Genomic DNA, 20,762 nt, shown 5'->3' on the forward strand with positions numbered 1-20,762 from the left:
ATGTATTTGTTTACAAATATCTGATTTTATTTCGACAATTCAATGAAGAGTCGATTAGTTTTAGTTCTTGACGGCCTTCAATCTCGCAAACCGCAGTACAAGCTGTTTTTGACCGGCTGCATCAAATTCAACCATGGCTTTTTTATTCTGACCGATTCCTTCAATAAGAATCACTGTGCCGGCTCCAAACCGTGCGTGCTCGACCCGCATACCTTCCATAATATCTTCAACATCTGCAATCTCACTGTCGCTAAAAGCAGGAGCAGATTTCGGTTGTGGAACTTCTTTCTTTTTGAATTCAGGGCTTGATGAATCCTGTGCTTTTTTGTTATAAGAATGTCCGGATGCTTTTTGAGTTTTCTCCCTGAATGTATATCCGGGAGTAGTATTCTGCGATTTCACGCTGAATTCAGTATTCTCTTTCAGCTTGTTTCCCGGCGAAAACTTTTGTGGAATATCCAGCAGCGATGAATCAAGTTCCTCCAGAAAACGGCTCGGAGTGCAGAAATTCAGCTCACCCCATTTCAGTCTGGTATCGGCATAACTCAGCGTCAGTTTTTGCATGGCGCGTGTAACAGCCACATAAAACAATCGGCGCTCTTCTTCTATTTCAGCTCTGGATCCCATCGACATGGAACTTGGAAATAAATTTTCCTCAAGGCCGGCAATAAAAACATATGGAAACTCAAGTCCTTTGGCGGAATGCACGGTCATAAGCGAAACCCGGTCGGGGTTGTCCTTGTCCTCACCTTCATCAACGGTAGAGAGAAGCGAAACCATTTGCAGAAAGTCGCTCAGCGATGGTTTTTCGCCGTCATTGGCCTGTTCAAACTCATCTTCGAAACTACGGATTCCGTTAAGAACCGATTCGATATTCTGATATCTCGTGACGCCTTCCGGAGAGCGATCTTCGAATAATTCTTTGATCAATCCGCTGCCGGTTGCAATTTTAGTTGCGAGTTCCCAGGCTGTGGATGAGTCGAGCTGAAGCTGATAGTGACGAACCAGCTCCATAAAATCTTTCAAACGCTTGATGGTTGAAGCGTTGAAATCGTGATGATAAATATCGATGTTCTGAAGAATATTCCAAACCGGAACTTCCTGCTCGCTTGCATGCACCGAAAGCTTATGCAGCGTAGTATTTCCAATTCCTCTCGCCGGATAATTCACAATGCGGTAAAATGCCTCGTTATCGTTTGGGTTGATCACAATGCGAAAATATGCGATCAGATCTCTGACTTCTTTGCGTTTGTAAAATGACATTCCGCCATAAACGCGGTAAGGAATATTAAGTTTACGCAAGGCATCTTCCATAGCCCGCGATTGCGCATTGGTGCGATATAGAACGGCAAAATCGCTGTTTTTAAGATGATAAGTCATCCGGGTGTGGAAAATGGAATTGGCTATCAGCAAAGCTTCATCAACATCGTTGGATGCTTTTAAAAGCGAAATCATTTCTCCTTCATCATTTCCGGTCCATACCATTTTGTGCAGCTGTGATTGATTGTTCTGAATCACAGAATTGGCGGCAGCAACGATGGTTTTGGTTGAGCGATAATTTTGCTCAAGCTTAAAGGTGTGAACAGATGGATAATCTTTATTGAAGTTGAGAATATTCTGAATATTGGCACCACGAAAGCCGTAGATGCTCTGTGCATCATCGCCCACCACGCAGATATTTTCGCGAAGTGCAGCCAGACGCTTCAATATAAGATACTGAGCGTAGTTTGTATCCTGATACTCGTCAACAAGAATATATTCAAACCGGTCCTGATATTTTTTAAGCACTTCAGGATAATGATGCATCAACAGATTTGTGTTGAAAAGCAAATCGTCGAAATCCATGGCTGCAGAACGTTTGCAGCGGTTCCAATATTCTTTGTAAATTTCAGTAATCTGAGGTTTTTTCGCCGTTTTATCCTGATATTGAATTTCCGGATCGTTTTTATACTGCTCCGGATTTATCAGATTCATTTTGGCTGCAGAAATTCTGTTGAGAACATAGCCGGGATTGTAGGCTTTATCATCAAGTTGAAATTCGCGCACAATGGCTTTCACAACACTTTTCGAATCATCGGTGTCGTAAATAGTGAAATCTTTTGGATAACCAATTTTTTCGCTTTCAATTTTCAGAATGCGTGCGAAAATAGAGTGGAAAGTTCCCATCCACAATGAATGAGCTTTTGCACCGCCTACCAGCTGAAAAATACGTTCTTTCATCTCGCGGGCTGCTTTATTTGTAAAAGTCAGCGCAAGAATATTGTGGGGCTGTACGCCGCTCTGGATGAGATAAGCCACGCGATAAGTGAGGACACGCGTTTTCCCTGATCCGGCACCGGCAAGCACCATTACTGGGCCTTCGGTACAGGTCACTGCGTCGCGCTGTACGTCATTCAGATTATTTATAAATGATGGGGGCATATTGAATAAATGCAAAATTACGCTGAATTACTGAAATAATCAAATACTTTTATCAGCTACCAGCTTTCAGCTCTGAGAAGGAGCTTAGTCGTTACATTCGTTACGCGTTACAGACGTTACAAACGTTACAAAGTTACATCATAGCTGACAGCCATCTGAAGTCGGCTTTCCGCTCTGAGAAGGAGCTTTGAAGGTCAACCTCTCTGCGTCGCGACTTTGTCATCACATGAAACGTGACAAGCTGTTTCACGTGAAGCGACCTCTGTGCGTTGAGCCTTGTGCGTTGTGCCGCATGCTCCAACGTCGTCTTTAAAAACTTTATAAACTAATGACCATCCATCTCAAAGGAGCTTCGCACACATTGTCCCTGGGGCCTTTGGCCCAAGGCTAACATAATTTGCGCCTTCAGCGCATCCTATGGTACTTCGGAGCTTTCTTTTATGCCTTCCACTTTATTAACTTTCCACTACTAATGTGCGAAGCACATCAGTGCACCAGTCTCAGCATTTTTCTCCAGCGAATTTTTCCGGTTGTCAGAGAGTGATCTTTATCAAGACTAAGCCAGACAAATGCAGCTTTACCAACAATGTGATCTTCCGGAACAAAGCCCCAGTAGCGGCCGTCGGCAGAGTTATGCCGGTTGTCGCCCATCATGAAATAATAATCCATTTTGAAAGTATAGCTGTTGGAAACTTTTCCATTAATAAAGATTTTTCCACCTTTAACTTCGAGCGTATTGCCTTCATAAATACTGATGATACGAGAATACAATACATAATTGGTTGTATCGATTTTCACAGTCTGGCCTTTTGCAGGAACCTGCAATGGTCCGAAATAATCTCTGTTCCAGGGGAATGCAGGGCTGTGTGGAAAGATGGTCGGATCCCACGCTGTATCGTTCAGAACTTCAGGAACAGTGTCAAGCATGGTTCCGAATTTTGCGTTGAATTCACGCAGCATTTCAAAAGTCATTGGCAGAACCATCACATTACTCGGCATGTTTGAATATCTCACGTAATCGGACGATGCTTTGATGTCATCGAGACTAATTCCCATTTCATTGAGTTTTTTACGTGGAGCGAGTGTGCCTGGCTTGAAAGTGAATTTGTAATTATACTGCATATCTCCAGGGTTTTCAGCGGCTTGTCCATTAATGTACAACTGCCTTCCCTTTATTTCAATAACATCGCCTGGTATTGCGATGCAGCGCTTGATGTAGTTTTCGCGTTTATCAACCGGGCGTACCGTTATTTCAGACCATTGTAGAACCGCACGGCGAGCCATGTCCATATATTGCGGATAATCTTGCATCTGTTTTCCACTTTCCAAAGCCATTCCAACTGCCTGTTCGATCACCATTCCATAATAAGTCTTGGCCTGGTTTTTCAGCATCACCGTGTCACCGGCAGGGAAATTGAAAACAACCACGTCGTTGTTTTTTATTTTATTGAATGCAGGGTAACGATAGTATGGGAGTTGAATCCAGCTTATGTAGCTTTTAGATTCCTTGGTCAGGGGCATTGTATGATGGACAAATGGAAACGAAAAAGGAGTCATAGGCGGCCTCGATCCGTAAGTCATTTTGTCAACAAAGAGGAAATCGCCCACCAACAGCGACTTTTCCATCGATGATGTCGGGATTGTATATGCTTCGATAAAAAACATTCGGATAACGGTGGCTGCAATAACTGCGAAAACAATGGCTTCGACCCATTCGCGCGAAAATGATTTCTTTCTTTTTTCCTGCTGATCCGGATGAATATAAACAAGCTTTTTGTTGAAAGCCAGATATGGCAAATAGAAAAATGGAAACATGATTGATAGAATCTGTGCCCCGATGCTGTGTTTGTTGAATGCTTTGAGCGTTTCGACAATCAGCAGCATCACCATAAATACATTGATGTAGGGCATGAGCGTGAAAATGAGCCACCACATTGGTTTCTTCACAATCCGCAGCCAGATAACCACATTATACACCGGCACGAAAGCCAGATACGGCGACTGTCCTGCCTTGCGAAAAATAAATGCAAGACTCACAACTGTGAGCAGAAAAAATACCAGTGTGAAAAGAATGACCAAGTCCATATGATTCAGTTTTTACAAATAACGATTAAAACTCTATTTATTGCCGGATGCAAATATTTCTTCGAACACCTGCGAAAAGTCGAAAAATCCTTTTTTGTCGCAAAGCCACTCTGCAGCTTTCAATGCGCCTTTCGCGAAGCCTTCACGGCTGCTGGCTCTGTGCACCAATTCAATTTCATCCATGTCGGAAGAAAAAAGTACGGAATGAATTCCTGTCACATCCTGCCTCCGATGCGCGTCGATGTGAATTTTTCCTTCTTCCTTTTTCAGGCTCCAGCCATCATATTGAGGCATTCGCTCATGTATAATGTTTGCAGCAGTAATGGCGGTGCCACTGGGTTTGTCCTTTTTATTCACATGATGTGTTTCATCAATCATAACCGTATATCCGGATGACATTGCCAAACCCGCAGCAGCAACTTTCAGCGCATTGAACCACACGTTCACACCAATACTATAATTGCTGCCAAACATTACAGCAGCATTTTTCTGCAGACAGAGTTTTTTAACTTCATCGCGGTATTTATCCCATCCGGTTGTTCCGCACACAACTGGAATTCCCCACTCAATACAATGTTTCAGATTGTCGGCTGCGTTATCAGGCTGCGTGAATTCAATGGCAACATCGGGGCGATCAGCATCTGTGAAACGAGGCCAGAACTGCCCTGCATCGACAACGGCCACCACTTCATGTCTTTCTGCTTTTGCAAGCGTCTCAATCATTTTACCCATTTTCCCATAACCAATAATGAAAATTTTCATGGTTTCAATTTAAAGGTTAATGAAAGTCCGCCGCCGAAAGAGGAAGTCCCTGGCCCAACACTCCAGACCGAAGGCTGTATGCGCAGACTCAGGTCGTCGCTGATATCGAAATCGTATAAATGCGCATCAACAGATGCATCCACAATGTTCAGTACATATACAGCCGCAATGATAATGACTGATAATTCCAGATTATGCCGGTAGTAATTTCTCAGATCAAGCAGATTGGATGCTGAGTAGCGCGGAAATGCATCGATGGTTGCATCAAGGGTGTCGGTGCGGGCAATGTACGCATCGCGAAATGTCTGATATTTATTATTGTTCCACACAATGGCATATCCAACACCACCAAGGCCCGCATAAAGGATGGGAATTTTCCAGTATTTTTTGTTGTAGGCCTGTCCCAGTCCGGGCAGGCAGGCAGACATAATTGTAGCTTTTTTAGGAGAATGCACCACAACTGTGGTATCATCAATATTTTGAGCTTTGACAATATTGAGGAATGCGAAAATCAGAAGTATTGTCGCAGCAATCCTTTTCATTGTCAATGAAAAATTGTTTCGATTTTTTTCAACTCATCTTCATTCTTGAAATGAATGGTGAGAGTGCCGCCTTTAGCTCCACCTTTCACCAAGACTTTCAATCCTATTTTTTCTGCAATGGTTTTCTGCAAAGCTTCGTGCGCATTTTCCTTCTCTTTTTTTCTTGCCGTTTTCTTTTCAGGCATTGAAGCCATTCCGCGAACGATATCCTCGACCTGACGAACTGACAAATCTTCACTGACTATGCGTTCGAAAACAGTTCTCATTTTATCCTGATCATCAAGTCCAACGAGTGAACGTGCGTGGCCCATGGTGATTTTATTATCGCGGATGCCAGCCTGAATTTCAATGGGTAATTTCAGCAAACGAAGGTAATTGGCAACCGTAGTGCGCTTTTTACCGACTTTCTCGCTCAGCATTTCCTGAGTCATTTTATACTCTTCCATGAGCTTGTCGAAAGTGAGTGCGATTTCAATGGCATTGAGGTTTTCGCGCTGAATATTTTCGACCAGTGCCATCTGCAGTACAGCTTCATCATCTGCTTCGCGGATAAATGCAGGAATCTGGTTCAGTCCGGCCATTTTCGAAGCGCGCAATCTGCGTTCACCTGAAATGAGCTGATATTTTCCGTTTTTAAGTTTGCGTACAGTGATTGGTTGAATAAGCCCCTGATGCTTGATAGATTCAGACAATCCCTTCAGCGCTTCCTGCTCGAAACGATCGCGGGGTTGATAAGGATTTGCCTCAATCTCATCGATATCGATCAGTGGGAAAGCTATTACCGGAGTGGATACGCCATGAGACGATTCTTCGTTTGCACCTTCAAGAAGAGCACCCAGTCCACGTCCCAATGCATTTTTTTTTGTATTCATCAAATTGAAATTCAGTCGTTGATTTTGAAAATTACTATTGTGGTTTCAGCATGTTGTTTCGTTGCAGAATTTCGCGCGCAAGATTGAGATAACTGATTGAACCTTTGCTTTCCGCATCAAACATGATTATGCTTTCGCCAAACGATGGAGCCTCTCCAAGACGGGTATTCCGGGGAATGATTGTTTCAAAAACCATTTCTTTAAAATGATTTCGGACTTCATCGACCACCTGATTCGACAAGCGAAGGCGAACGTCATACATCGTGAGCAAAATTCCTTCTATGGCGAGTTCCTGATTCAGTCTGGTCTGTACGATTTTTATTGTATTCAAAAGTTTACCAAGGCCTTCGAGCGCAAAATATTCGCATTGCACCGGAATCAATACAGAATCGGATGCGGTGAGCGAGTTTACAGTGATAAGTCCAAGCGATGGAGAGCAATCGATAATGATAAAATCGTACTGGTCCTTCAACTGGCGCACCACTTTACGCATCATGCGTTCGCGGTTTTCCATGTTGATCATTTCTATTTCAGCACCGACAAGATCGATATGAGCTGGAAGAATATCAAGATTCGGGGTTTTTGTATGCAAAATGGCATCGGCCGGATTTACATTGTCAACAATGCATTCGTAAATACTGGTTCTGATATTCTTTGGATCGAAGCCCAGTCCCGAAGTGGCATTTGCCTGCGGGTCAGCATCGATGAGCAAAACTTTATTCTCCAGCACAGCCAGCCCGGCGCTTACATTGATAGCACTGGTGGTTTTCCCTACACCGCCCTTCTGATTGGCGATTGAAATAACTTTTCCCATAAAACAACTACGAGGTTAAAAATTGAACGGTCAAAAATACAAATTATTCCGCACTTTTCAATGAGCGGAATAACTAAATGTGTGAATACAACTACAAATCAGATTGTTCCTGATTCAGATCGCTGCTATACTCCTGCTGGTCGGCAAACTCATGAAAAACTTCTTCCGGAGCCTTTTCGCCCGTGCGGATGAAGTTCACCACCACATCCAACCCTTTGGCGAATTTGTCGAAATCTTCTTTGTACAGAAAAATCTTGTGCTTCTCGTAAAAGAACTTTCCACTTTCCTCATTGAAGCGTTTTTTGCTTTCTGTGATGGTGATGTACATTTCACCACTCTTCATTTCCTTTACATCGAAAAAATAGGTGCGCTTTCCGGCACGTACAGGTCTCGAGTAAATTTCATCCCTTTCTTTTCTGTCAAATTCTTCCATATAAAAAATATTACCCAATGTAAACGCAAAACTAAATATTAATTCTGTTATTTCAAAAATATTTTACGGCATACCGGCAAAAAATACACATGGAATGCTACAATATTGATTTATGACGTTTTAATGCCTTTTATTGGTTTTAATTCATCGGACCAAATAAGCCGGTACTCAGGTACTTCTCCCCACGGTCAGGAAAAATAACCACGATCTTTCCGCATTTGATTTTTCTGGCGGTTTCAATAGCAGCTATCATAGCTGCACCACTGCTCATCCCGACAAAAATACCTTCTTCGGCTACAATCCGGCGAGCCATTTCATAGGCCTCATCTGTTTCAATCATTATGGTTTCATCGATCAGCTCCGGCTTGTAAATTGACGGAACAATGGCTTCTTCCATGTTTTTCAATCCCTGGATGTAATGACCTTTTACCGGATGTGCACACACAATGCGGATGGATGGATTGTTTTCCTTCAGTCCTTTTCCAACGCCCATAATGGTGCCCGATGTTCCGATGGCCGACACGAGATAATCGACCTTTCCATTGGTCTGTTTCCAGATTTCCTCGCTGGTGGTCTTGTAATGCGCCATTTTATTGTAACGGTTCGAGAACTGATCAGGCATGAAATATTTGTCGGGTTCAGCAGACACCATTTCACGAGCTTTGCGGATTGCGCCATCGGTACCCTCATTGGCATCCGTAAGAATGACTTCTCCTCCGAAAGCAGCAATCATGCTCCTGCGCTCAGGTGATACAGCGGCACTCATAACAATCTGGATCCGATAACCCTTCACTGAAGCAATCATGGCCAGACCGATTCCCGTGTTGCCCGATGTTGGCTCAATAATGATTCTCCCGTTTTTCAAATGACCTTCTGCTTCGGCCTGCTCAATCATCTTCAGAGCAATGCGATCTTTGATGCTTCCTGTTGGATTATTTCCTTCTACTTTGGCAAAAATCTGCACTGCCGGATTCGGATTCAGCTTGTTTATCAGTACCAGCGGCGTGTTTCCAATCGATTGTAAAATATTTTCGCAAATCATTTTGTTTGTTTTCAGGCAATAAGATAACCGTTTCCCATCCTGGGGAAATATCGGAAACATCATTGCGATTGGTTTTTAAATCAGTATTCCGTCTTTCCTTCAGATTCTTTCCAGAGTTGGAAAGGTAGTTTGAATGCTTCTTCGGGACAATACTCTGTTTTAAGATGCCTGGCTTCAATGCTCAATTCCAGTTCCTCGTAAATAAATGCATCATCAAATCCAACGCTGGCTGCGTCATGCTTTGATGTAGCAAATACCAGCCGTTCGGGGCGCGCCCAGTAAATGGCTCCCAGGCACATGGGGCAAGGTTCGCAACTGCTGTACAAAATGCAGTCTTTCAATTGAAAGTCTTTCAATTTCGAAGTGGCATTCCGGATGGCTGTTACTTCGGCATGGGCCGTTGGGTCATTACTGCTTGTGACCAGGTTTACCCCGGTTGCCAGGACTTCACCATCTTTCACAATGACAGCTCCGAAGGGCCCCCCTCTTCCGCTGCGTACATTCTCTGCGGCAAGATCAACTGCCATCTGCAGAAAATATCTGTCATTTTTATTTTCCATGATTATTGATGAATTGATTTTACAATCTGAATTATTTTTGCACAGCCCACTTCGATCTGCTCATTGCTGATAATAAGTGGTGGAGCCAGTCGCATGCTTTGTGGTGAAAACAGAAACCAGTCGGTCAGCACACCATTTTCGAGCAGTGCTTTTATGATTTTCTGATTCATTTCAAACGATTCAAACTCAGCTGCCATGAGCAATCCGGCCGATCTGAATTCCACAAGTCCGGGTAAATCTGAGAGCAAGTTTCGAAATAATTTTTCCTTTTCCGGAACCTGTTCATAATATTTCCCGCGCACCATCACTTTCAGCGAAGCCAAAGCTGCCGCGCACGAAACCGGATGGCCACCGAAGGTAGTAATGTGTCCCAGCACCGGATGATGGGTCAGGTTTTTCATCAGCGATTCGTTTGCAATGAAGGCGCCAAGCGGAAATCCCCCACCCAACGCTTTTGCAAGAACCAGAATGTCGGGAACAAACCCGAAATGCTCCATGGCAAACATTTTTCCGGTGCGTCCAAAGCCAGTCTGAACTTCGTCGAGAATAAGCAACGTTCCGGTTTCATTGCATCGTTTGCGCAATTCTGTGAAATAGTTTTTGTCGGGAACCCGCACCCCTGCTTCGGCCTGGAAGGGTTCGATGACTACTGCCGCCGTTTTGTCTGTGATGTGTTTAATATCTTCAACACAATTAAATTTGATCAACCCGGTTCCAGGCAACAATGGACGAAAAGCGTTTTTGTATTCTTCGCTTCCCATAATGCTAAGCGGACCGGTCGAACTGCCATGATAGGCATTGCGACACGATAAAATTTCGAATCGTCCGGTGCTGCGCTTAGCGAGTTTCATGGCGCCATCAATGGCTTCAGCTCCGCTGTTCACAAAATAGACATTGTTCAGCGAATCCGGCAATAAACTGCAAAGCATTTCTGCCAGCCCGGTTTGAGCACTCTGAATAAATTCGCCATACACCAGCAGATGCGAATGCTTATTGACTTGCTCAATCACCGCCGCATTTATTTCCGGATGGTTGTGACCAAGATTGCTCACTGAAATTCCGGAAATAAAATCGAGATATTCTCGGCCGTCGGCTGCAAACAATGAACAATCTTTCGCCGACACAATTTCGAGTGCCAGCGGTTCAGGCGATGTTTGCGCCACATGTCGGAAAAACAAATCGCGAGACGAGTTCATATTACAAAGATAATTGAAAAAATTCAACGCGTATTGTGCAGCAAATAGCTCAAGGTCGACATCAGACAGGTAGTACTGCGTTGATTTTTCTCGTTTAATGATTCCTTCATCAATAATATGCTTTGTTTACATAATGTAAACCTGCTTATTTCTTTTTGGGAGGCAATTTCTTTTTCTCTTTCGCAGGGGGCAAAAAGTTTTCACCGGTGATGACCGATTTGCCGGTTTTTGATTCTAATTCTTTTCGCGCATTTTTTGCCACTGCTCCGCCTTTTCTACTGACTTTTGCATTTTCGATTAATCCTTTGGCTTTTTCGCTGTCAGCAATTTGTCGAGTCGATAATTCAGCCAGAGCAGTAAAAATCAATTCAGCTTCGCTCATGTGATCCCGCAAGTTTTGAGACTTCAAGCCTTTCAGTTGCTTATGCTGCTTAACGGTTAAGTCTGTCCATTCTTTATGAATGATGTTGGTAAGCAGGGCAAATTCATCCTGTACTTTTACACCTGCGTTTTTCCAATAATCAGTGAGTTTATTTAGGGTTTCCTGCCCTGTCATGCGCTGTTGAATCCACTTTTCACTTCGACCCATCTTCTGCCAGTTTTCCCTGGCTCTGTCCATGCTCAACGAAGGATCATTTATTTCCTGAACTCTTTCGTAGCCAACCTTAGCCAGCCATTGCTTAAAGGGTTCCGCTTTGGGAGAAGGGATAGATTGGATAATTCTAAAAATGTCCTTTACATTGCCAGCTAGAGTTTTACGCTTTTTGCCATTTGTGAGCATTTCTATCTGGGGACAATTTGTCCCCAGGTAGGATCCGAGTTCTGGATCACGTTTTCTTAACTTCTTTAGATAATCGGTTGGATTGACAGAATCAGTCAAAGCTTCAATAATGTCAACAACCGAAAAAAACCAAACTTCGGTTTCTTCATCATAATAACGCCTGACTTTCTTGTTTTCAAAAACAACCAATGACTTATCATTTTTCATAACTACTTGTTTTGCATATTTGTTTTGCGTAAGCCAGAAAAAATTCAATTTACAAATGCAACATGTTTGTTATCCAAAACTATGAAAATAAATTTGATGCCGGAATAAAAAATGCTGATCATTTATAATTTCCTGTTGCAAAAAAGCTGCGAACATGGCTGCGCGACTATAACGCGTGACCATCCGACTCAAAGGTGCTTAACGTAAAACGTGACACGTCGCACACCTTGTCCCTGGGGCGGAGTTTATCCCGCCCGGCGGGGCCCAAAGCTATTATTATATAACTCCGGAGTTTACTCCTCCGCTTCCAGCGGAGTAAACTCCGGAGGCGGAGGAGTATCGGATGGAGCTGCGCAGCTTTCTTTGATACCTTCGGCTCTATAAGCACTAGGCATTGTGCGCCGTACTAATACTGCTCCGGTGTTCTGCCCTGATGCTGCATCAGAATGAGTGCATCGGCCAGGCCGGCTTTGGGAACCATGAGTTTTTGCGCATTGGCGAATTTCATGATTTTCAGAAATACTTCTGCTGCAGGGACAATCACATCGGCGCGGTCGGGATGAATGAGAAAGCGCTCTACGCGCTCGCTTACAGATAGCGGATGTAATTGGTCGTACGCTTTCTGCAACTCTTGAAAAGTCAGATACAAAGGCTCCGCCAGACCGAAATGCGATTTCAAGGCATTGATACTACCACCCGAAGCAATGATGAGGTGTCCAAACGGATCGATGGAATCTTCTATAAAATCAAGCATTTTTCTCAGCTCCACTCTGCTTACTTCATGCAGCAATGAGCGAACGGCTCCAATCTGAAAACTCTTTGATTTCCGCTTCCCGTCAGGATTTGCAAAAGTCACTTCCGTGCTGCCGCCCCCAAGATCGATCATGATTTTCTGTACTTCATTTTTACCAAGTCCGGCAAACAGATCAGTTATAAGTGCAGCTTCGACCTTACCTTTAATGATCCAGGTTTTCAGATTTGTTTTTCTTTCAATGCTTCTTAAAATGTCCTGACCATTCGATGCATCGCGCATAGCAGATGTTGCGGCAATAACAGCACCGTCAACATTCCACGATTTCATCAGCAGAATAAAAGCTTCGAGCGAATTAAGCAGTTTGATTTCGGACTCCGCAGAGATTGATCCCGACTGAAACACATCGGTGCCAAGCCGCACAGGCACACGCGCATACATTTCTTTTATAACAACAGGATATCCATTATCGATCACAGTACCGACCATGCATTTTACCGCATTTGAGCCAATATCAATCGCAGCATATCTCATATTTCAAAATCACCAGATTTAATCAGTTTATAAACTTCATCCTGTGAATCAAAAGGTGTATCATTATTTCTAACGTAGGTGTTGTTTTTTTTACCATTCACAAAACGTGCTTTTTCATTGTCTTTGATATGAATGGACAATATGTTTTTGAGCAGATCAGCAGCATCGTTATCGAGAACAGGACATAGAACTTCAATCCTACGGTCCATGTTGCGTTTCATCCAGTCGGCCGAAGTGATGTAAACCCGCTCCCATTGTCCGCAACGAAAATAAATGATGCGGCTGTGTTCAAGATTGCGACCTACAATACTGATGATTCTCAGGTTTTCGTTAATGGGTTGCAACACGCATGCACTGCGGCAAATAATATCAAATTTCACTCCGGCACGCGCTGCAGCATAGATTCTGTCAGCAATATCCTTATCAACAATATTGTTCAGTTTTATAGCAGCATATGCTTCTTCGCCACGCAGTGCGGATTCTGTAAGCTTATCAATCATGCCTTCGACAAAAGGTCGCATTTCCATTGGCGAAACAACCAGATGCTTAAAAGAAAAAGATCGATAACTGGCTTCAAACATTTCGAATACTTGCGCTGTTTCAATGCCTATTGTTTGATCTGCTGTCATAATGCTGACATCGCAATAAAGAGATGCGGTGTACTCATTAAAATTACCGGTGCCAACATTTGTGTAATACACCGACTTTTTCCCTTCGGTGCGTTTCACCGAAATGAGCTTGGTGTGTACCTTTAGACCAGGTATACTGTGAATAACACGAACACCTTCTTCCTGCAGTTTGGTGCTCCAGTAAATATTGGTTTCTTCATCAAAACGCGCCTGCAGCTCCATGAAAACAGTTACATTTTTTCCGTTGCGTGCAGCATTGATGAGTGCATTGATCACGTTTGAGTTTTTTCCGATGCGGTAAATCGTCATCTTGATACTGCGAACAGCAGGATCAATCGAGGCCTCCCGAAGGAAATCAATAATGTATTTAAACGGATGTTGAGGAAATGAAAGAAGAATATCCTTCTTTTTCACTTCGTCAAATATACTCCTGGCTAACTCCAGACGCGCATGTAATACCGGTTCGCGCTCTTTGAAAATCAATTGCTCTTTCCCGAGAAAAGGGAAATTCATGAGATCCTTGAAATTGTGATAACGTCCGCTCGAAACCAGCGTATCATCGCGTGTGAGACCAATTTTGGCGAAAAAGAAATCCAACATGACTTCGGGCATATCTCTGTCTACCACGAACCTTACCGGATTACCGGTTTTGCGTTGCTTCAGACTGTCTGAAATAATTTCAAGAAAGCTTTTGGAAATATCGCTGTCCATCTCAAGTTCCGCATCCCGGGTGAATTTGATGGTGTAAGCATTGAATTCATCGTAATCGAAACTTTTGAAAATATCAGCCATGCAATAGCGGATAATATCATCAATGAACATCACGAACTGCTCACCATTTTTTTCCGGAAGAACAACAAACCGCGAAAGCTGTTCGGATGGGACTTCCAGCAATGCATACTCGGGGGCTGCATTGCGGGCGGAATTGCGCATTGAAACGGCCAGATAAATGGACTTATCACGAAGCATGCTTTCGGCTTTGAAGCTCTTCATGATTATGGGAAAAACATAGGTGCGCAAAACATTGTTGAAGTAATACTTTACAAAACTTTTATGTTCTGCATGCTTTACTTCTTTTTCGTTGATGAGATGCACTCCTTCGTGGGCAAGCTCTTTCACAAGATGATTATAAACCTGTGCAAGTCGTTTCTGCTGACCAAGAATCCGCTGATTGATTTCTGCAAGAATGCTTTGCGGACTAAAGTAATGACTGTACTCATATTCCGATTTTCGTCTGAACTTGACAATGCGTTTCAGCGTTGCCACCCTAACCCGAAAGAATTCATCCTGATTGTTGGAAAAGATCCCCAAAAATTTTATACGTTCAAGAATTGGGGTCTCAACGCATTCAGCTTCCTGCAGCACCCGATCATTGAAATCAAGCCAGCTCAGTTCGCGGTTTACATAAACAGCAGGAACACTATGGTTTTGTTTTTTCATTCTCAAGGTTTTTGGGAATGAGATAGAATAACGCTTTTTTAAAAGCAATCACAAACTCAGGCCAGGTGCGCGCTTCGCTCTGTAAGGCAATCAATCCGCTGGTTGGCATATCGACGATTTTCTGTGAAAGAAAAAAATTCGCAAACTGCGTTATCAGCGGATTGTGCCCAACAATCATTATATTGTTATACTCATCAGGTAAAGCATAGAGTGCATCGAAATAATCGTTTACCGTTTTGAAATAAAGATCATCATTAATACCCATGCTTTTGCTATCGAGTTCCAGCAGTGCAGCCATATGCTGCGCTGTCTCCAACGCACGCGCAGCCGGACTCGAAATTATAAACTGCGGCAGAACCTTCTTTTTCTTCAGTTCATTTGCAATTATTCCGGTGCGTCTGCGACCCAGATCGGTTAATGGCCTTTCAATGTCCTTTCGGCCACCAATCAGTCCATCAGCTTTCCCATGACGCATTATTAATAATGTCTTACTGTTCATATTCTGCAAAAAAAATCAATGAAAATAATTACCAGGCAAACAGCGGAAAATCCTTCATCATGGCATTCACCTGCTTTCTCACATCCGCAATAACTGTTTCATCGTCGGGGTTAGAGAGTACTTTGTCAATTAAATCAACAATCAGTGTCATGTGATTTTCTTTCAGTCCACGGGTAGTAATGGCCGGTGTTCCCACGCGGATTCCTGATGTCAGGAACGGGCTGCGTGAGTCGAAGGGCACCATGTTTTTATTGATGGTGATATCGGCCAGTACAAGCGTATTTTCAGCTTTTTTGCCGGTGAGTTCCGGAAATTTCTGACGAAGGTCAATCAGCATCAAATGATTGTCAGTTCCATCGCTGATGATGTGATATCCTTTTTTGATAAAAGCATCGGCCAGGGCAGCTGCATTTTTTCTGACCTGTTGCATGTACACCTTGAATTCCGGCTCCAGTGCTTCGCCAAAGGCAACTGCTTTGGCAGCAATCACATGCTCGAGTGGTCCGCCTTGTTGTCCGGGGAAAACAGCACTGTTGATCATTTCCGACATTTTTTTCACAACACCCTTTGGCGTTGTAATTCCCCATGGATTGTCAAAATCTCTACCGACCAGAATCATTCCACCGCGCGGTCCACGCAGGGTTTTGTGAGTGGTGGTGGTGATAATGTGACAATATTCAACAGGATTGTTGAGCAATCCGGCTGCAATTAATCCCGCAGGATGTGCGATGTCTGCCATGAGCAATGCGCCCACCGAATCAGCGATTTCGCGCATACGTTTGTAATCCCAGTCGCGGCTGTAGGCCGAAGCTCCGGCAACAATAAGTTTTGGCTTGCACTCCTTGGCTAATACAGCCATTTCGTCATAATCCACTTGTCCGGTTTCTTCTTTTACATGATAGGCAACCGGCTTGTAATTAATTCCTGAAAGGTTCACCGGAGAGCCGTGCGAAAGGTGGCCGCCATGCGAAAGATCAAGTCCCATAAAAGTGTCGCCAGGTTTAAGACATGCGAAAAATACGGCGGCATTGGCCTGCGCACCGCTGTGAGGCTGCACGTTGGCAAATTCAGCTCCGAAAAGTTTGCATGCGCGGTCGATGGCCAGTTGTTCAGTTTGATCAACAATCTGACAACCTCCGTAATAACGTTTGCCAGGATATCCTTCGGCATACTTGTTTGTCAGTACCGAGCCCATGGCCTGCAGGACCTGTTCGCTGACAAAATTTTCTGATGCAATAAGTTCAATCCCGTGCATCTGGCGGTCTTTTTCCTGCTCTATCAGGTCGAAAATCTGTTTATCGTGTTTCATTTCCTAAATTAATTTGTTTCAGGATTCAAAGGTATAAATTATTTCTTTCGGGCATTTTATTCACTTTATACGTATTCATGTTTTCTTTCAATAAAATGCAATATAGCAACAACAAATGAAAAGCAAATTCAGATTTCGATGGATATTTTATGATTAATGTTGAAATTTTACAGGTCTAAAGCCAAATTTAATTCTTATATTTGCTAGCTTAAAGAAATTTGAATATGAAAAAACTACAATTGATTTTTTTAATCCTGTTTACTTCGTTCGCTGCGCGATCACAGGATTTGTTGTGTTCGTGGCATTTCGACACACTTTTAGTAGCGCCAAACACTGATGTGGTCATTCCTGCTGATTCAGGATCTCAGGATGGTTCAGCCACAATTTACCTGGATGGAACCAACGGTTCGTCTCTTTTCAACACCGCAACAGGGGGTGAATTGTCTGCTTTTGGTGGATCCACCGTTAACGATGGACGTACAACGCCACTCGCAACCCTTTCTTTGTGTCCAATCAACACAACTGCAAACGGCAAAGGGGCTGTGATACGCTTCAGTACCACCGGGTATGAAAATCCAATAATTACGTATGCAGCCCGCAACACATCAACGGGTTTCCAGAATCAGTTCATCGAATACAGCACTGATGGAGTGACTTTCACGCGTTGCGATACCATTAGCGGACTTACAACAACGTTTGTGCTGAAGACTATAGATCTTTCTGCATTTGACGTACTTGACGAAGCCGCCAATGTGTATATACGCATAATTTTTGACGGTGCAACTTCTTCAACAGGTAATAATCGTGTTGATAATATCACGATTAATGCTACTTCAACTTCTGCTACAGATATTGTTCCTCCGACAGTACTTGGAGCAAATGCAACATCATTAACAGACATCTGGGTGCGCTTTTCCGAACCTGTTGGAGCTTCAGCTGAAGTGACTACAAATTACACCGGTGTTGGCACAATAACAAGTGCAACCCGTACTACAGGGCTCGACAGCGTGCATATTGTACTTGCCACGCCGCTTACGTTTGGTGTCGCAGATACCATTTGCATTGCCAATGTGGCAGACGTTACCGGAAATGTTATGATCAGCAATCCTTGTTTTCAGGTTGTGTTCGGAACACTCGATGTAACACCTCCAACCGCTATCAGTGCCTGGCCTGCAAACCTTGCAACTGTAAAAGTAAAATTCAGCGAAGCCATGGACAATGTGACAGCTGAAACAGTTGCCAACTACACCGGTCTTGCCGGAATTGGCTCTGCAACACTGAATGCAACGCTCGATACAGTTACACTTGCACTGTCAATAAATTTGGTTAGCGGTATTGCAGATACCCTCTACGTCCAAAATGTAGAAGATACTGCAGGAAATGCAATGGCTGCAATGCAACAGTTTGTGCTTTTCATGGATACATCGACAACTGTCGCCAATCTGGTAATTACAGAAATCATGTACAATCCTGCTGAAAGCGGTACTGATAGCACTGAATTCATTGAAATTCTCAACAACGGTTCAACCGCCGTTAACCTGATGAATTATACAATCACTTACGGTACTTCAACGCACACTATCACGACATCAAACGTTGTGAATCCAGGGGATCGGTTTCTTATTGCTCCCAAAGCTGTAGTAGCGTCGAACTTTTACGGAGTGTCCTTTTATCAGGGTAGCACTTTCGGCATCGGGAACAATGGAGCTACCGTTAAGATACTCAATGGTTCCGGAATTGTGGTTGACAGCGTGATGTATGATGATGTGGCACCATGGCCAACAGCAGCTGACGAAGGTGGATACAGTCTTTCACTTTGTGATCCTTCACTTGATAACAATGCTGGAAGCAGCTGGAGCTTAGGTACAGTATTTTTCTCGACAATAAACACACACGATGTATACGCTGATCCAGGCCAGGGTTGCGTTGTCCCTGTTGACAATACTCCGCCGGTGGTGGATACTGCATTTGCAACTAATCTGAATACGGTGAAAGTAGTTTTCAATGAAGTTGTTGATAATATTACCGCTGAAACAATTGCAAATTACACGGGACTTGCCGGAATCGGTGCAGCTTCACTTAATGCAACAATGGATACGGTAACTCTGACACTTTCAACTCCGCTGCTCGACAATGTGGCAGATACAATTCACATCGCAGGCATTGAAGATACAGCCGGAAATGTAATGGCTACTACTCAGTCCTTCCGATTGATATTCTCAATTGCTGACATTATTCCTCCAACAGTTATCAATGCATGGCCTGAAACACATGCCGTTGTGAAAGTGAAATTCAGCGAAGTTATGGATAATGTTACCGCTGAAACTGTAGCCAACTACACCGGACTTGCTGGCATTGGCTCTGCAACACTGAATGCTACAATGGACACTGTAACACTTGCTCTGTCAACCAACCTGATAAATGGTGTTTCCGACACACTCTATATTCAAAATGTAGAAGACACTGCAGGTAACGCTATGGCTGCCCAGCAGATGTTTGTTCTGTTCATTGATACAGTAACAATTCCAAAAGCACTGGTTATTACTGAAATTATGTACAACCCCGCTGAAAGCGGAACTGACAGCACCGAATTTATTGAAATCTATAACAACGATGTAGTTTCAGTTGATCTGCTGAATTATGTCCTGAATTATGGCGCAAGTACTTTTACCTTCCCTTCATCGCTGGTAATTGCTCCGGGTGAATATGCTCTTGTGTCGTCAAACGCAACTGCAGCCAGTAACTTCTACGGAGTTACATTCTTACAAGGCAGCACAGGTGGAATTGGCAACGGTGGCGCGACCATTGTTCTCTTAAGTCCAACAGGATTACTTGTTGATACTGTTACTTATGATGATGTGGCTCCATGGCCAACTCTTGCTGACGAAGGCGGATACAGCCTTTCACTTTGCGATCCCACACTTGACAACAATGTTGGCAGTAACTGGGGCTTAGGAACAATCTTTTTTGGCACTGTAAACACACACGATGTATATGCCGATCCAGGTGAAGGATGTTCAGCAACCGCTGACACTGTTCCTCCGGTTGCACTCAGTGCAAGTTTGACCAACCTGACAACAGCTGTTGTTACTTTCAATGAAGCATTGGATCTTGCTTCTGCACAGACAACTGGTAATTACACAGGACTTGGAACTGTTTCTACAGCTGTTTTGACAAGCAGTACAGTAGTTACACTGACTCTTTCAACTCCTCTTGTTAACGCACAGAACTATGTTCTTGAAGTTACTGGAATCAGTGATTTGGCAAGCAATGTAATGGCTCTGACTTATCAGTTCCCATTGATGCTTGACACCACAACATCAATTTCTGAAATCGAAAATTCGAATATTCAGATTTTCCCGAACCCGGCCAGCGATGTAATCAACCTTACCGGTGTTTCATCGGCCGATCGCATCGAAGTGTACAGCAACATGGGCATGCTTGTCATGAGCCGTGAAGCTGACGGAAACGACTCTGTCATTATCGAGACTTCGGTTCTTTCAAATGGTTTGTACTACATCAACATCCGCATGAAAGACGGCGCTGTTGAAACAAAACCTGTTGTGATTATCCGATAATCTGACTTTTTCATTTTAAAAAAGCTTCCCGGCCTTCCGGGAAGCTTTTTTTTATTGTTGTTTTCGAAATTCAAAAACTAAAAATGTTGGGTGCTTTCCGTTCGGCATAGTCCCTTATAGATATTTGTTTGAGGCTGTTTCAAATAGTCTTCAGCAACAAAAACAACATTCCACCGTCCGAAAGCGACGCAGGAGCTGAAGGACATGGAACCGTTGTTTTTGCCATTGTTACGACGGTTCCATGTTCCGGCTGAACAGCATCCCTCGAAGGGTTTTGAACCCTTCGAGGGATTTTTAACCAGCCAGA

The 20,762-nt window shown here is 43.5% G+C and carries 16 protein-coding genes; 1 reads left to right on the forward strand and 15 read right to left on the reverse strand.

The annotated features are described in order from the left end of the window. Nucleotides 1–60: 60 nt before the first annotated feature. From A2W93_15445 to glyA, 15 genes are all read right to left on the reverse strand, one after another. A complete protein-coding gene (locus A2W93_15445; GenBank protein OFY53416.1) occupies nucleotides 61–2,421 on the reverse strand; it encodes an ATP-dependent DNA helicase in 2,361 nt (786 codons plus the stop codon). Between the two features lie 486 nt (nucleotides 2,422–2,907). Further along, nucleotides 2,908–4,332, reverse strand: coding sequence for a hypothetical protein (locus A2W93_15450; protein OFY53449.1), 1,425 nt, complete (start codon nucleotides 4,330–4,332; stop codon nucleotides 2,908–2,910). A gap of 207 nt (nucleotides 4,333–4,539) precedes the next feature. Continuing rightward, the gene (locus A2W93_15455) at nucleotides 4,540–5,268 is read right to left on the reverse strand and encodes a 4-hydroxy-tetrahydrodipicolinate reductase (protein ID OFY53417.1); all 729 of its coding nucleotides are present in this window, start codon (nucleotides 5,266–5,268) and stop codon (nucleotides 4,540–4,542) included. Beyond that, on the reverse strand, nucleotides 5,265–5,810 hold the full coding sequence (locus A2W93_15460; GenBank protein OFY53418.1) for a hypothetical protein: 546 nt from the start codon (nucleotides 5,808–5,810) through the stop codon (nucleotides 5,265–5,267). The genes A2W93_15455 and A2W93_15460 overlap by 4 nt, the downstream gene beginning before the upstream one ends. 2 nt (nucleotides 5,811–5,812) lie before the next feature. After that, nucleotides 5,813–6,682, reverse strand: a complete 870-nt coding sequence (locus A2W93_15465; protein OFY53419.1) for a hypothetical protein — start codon at nucleotides 6,680–6,682, stop codon at nucleotides 5,813–5,815. Nucleotides 6,683–6,716: 34 nt separating this feature from the next. Further along, nucleotides 6,717–7,496, reverse strand: a complete 780-nt coding sequence (locus tag A2W93_15470) for a chromosome partitioning protein ParA (GenBank protein ID OFY53420.1) — start codon at nucleotides 7,494–7,496, stop codon at nucleotides 6,717–6,719. A 91-nt stretch (nucleotides 7,497–7,587) separates the two neighbouring features. Then, nucleotides 7,588–7,929, reverse strand: a complete 342-nt coding sequence (locus tag A2W93_15475) for a hypothetical protein (protein OFY53421.1) — start codon at nucleotides 7,927–7,929, stop codon at nucleotides 7,588–7,590. A 139-nt stretch (nucleotides 7,930–8,068) separates the two neighbouring features. Then, nucleotides 8,069–8,968 carry a cysteine synthase B gene (gene cysM, locus A2W93_15480; protein ID OFY53450.1) on the reverse strand — a complete coding sequence of 300 codons (900 nt, stop codon included), beginning with the start codon at nucleotides 8,966–8,968 and terminating at the stop codon, nucleotides 8,069–8,071. Nucleotides 8,969–9,051: 83 nt separating this feature from the next. Beyond that, complete coding sequence (locus A2W93_15485) at nucleotides 9,052–9,531, reverse strand: tRNA-specific adenosine deaminase (GenBank protein ID OFY53422.1); 480 nt, start codon at nucleotides 9,529–9,531, stop codon at nucleotides 9,052–9,054. 2 nt (nucleotides 9,532–9,533) lie between these two features. Then, on the reverse strand, nucleotides 9,534–10,727 hold the full coding sequence (locus A2W93_15490) for an aminotransferase class III (protein OFY53423.1): 1,194 nt from the start codon (nucleotides 10,725–10,727) through the stop codon (nucleotides 9,534–9,536). Nucleotides 10,728–10,872: 145 nt separating this feature from the next. Next, nucleotides 10,873–11,715, reverse strand: coding sequence for an antirepressor (locus A2W93_15495; GenBank protein OFY53451.1), 843 nt, complete (start codon nucleotides 11,713–11,715; stop codon nucleotides 10,873–10,875). Nucleotides 11,716–12,121: 406 nt separating this feature from the next. Beyond that, on the reverse strand, nucleotides 12,122–13,000 hold the full coding sequence (locus A2W93_15500) for a hypothetical protein (GenBank protein OFY53424.1): 879 nt from the start codon (nucleotides 12,998–13,000) through the stop codon (nucleotides 12,122–12,124). Beyond that, entirely contained in the window at nucleotides 12,997–15,069 is a 2,073-nt protein-coding gene (locus tag A2W93_15505; GenBank protein OFY53425.1) for a polyphosphate kinase 1, read from the reverse strand. Before A2W93_15505 ends, A2W93_15500 begins: the two co-directional genes overlap by 4 nt. Next, nucleotides 15,050–15,544 carry a hypothetical protein gene (locus tag A2W93_15510; GenBank protein ID OFY53426.1) on the reverse strand — a complete coding sequence of 165 codons (495 nt, stop codon included), beginning with the start codon at nucleotides 15,542–15,544 and terminating at the stop codon, nucleotides 15,050–15,052. The genes A2W93_15505 and A2W93_15510 overlap by 20 nt, the downstream gene beginning before the upstream one ends. Nucleotides 15,545–15,596: 52 nt before the next feature. Continuing rightward, nucleotides 15,597–16,877, reverse strand: coding sequence for a serine hydroxymethyltransferase (gene glyA, locus A2W93_15515; GenBank protein ID OFY53427.1), 1,281 nt, complete (start codon nucleotides 16,875–16,877; stop codon nucleotides 15,597–15,599). 224 nt (nucleotides 16,878–17,101) lie between these two features. On the opposite strand from glyA, the gene A2W93_15520 reads away from it, so the two are divergent. Next, nucleotides 17,102–20,455: a hypothetical protein gene (locus A2W93_15520; protein OFY53428.1), complete on the forward strand. Its 3,354-nt coding sequence runs from the start codon at nucleotides 17,102–17,104 to the stop codon at nucleotides 20,453–20,455. Nucleotides 20,456–20,762: the final 307 nt, after the last annotated feature.

The organism is Bacteroidetes bacterium GWF2_43_63 (assembly GCA_001769275.1).
GTDB lineage: Bacteria > Bacteroidota > Bacteroidia > Bacteroidales > DTU049 > GWF2-43-63.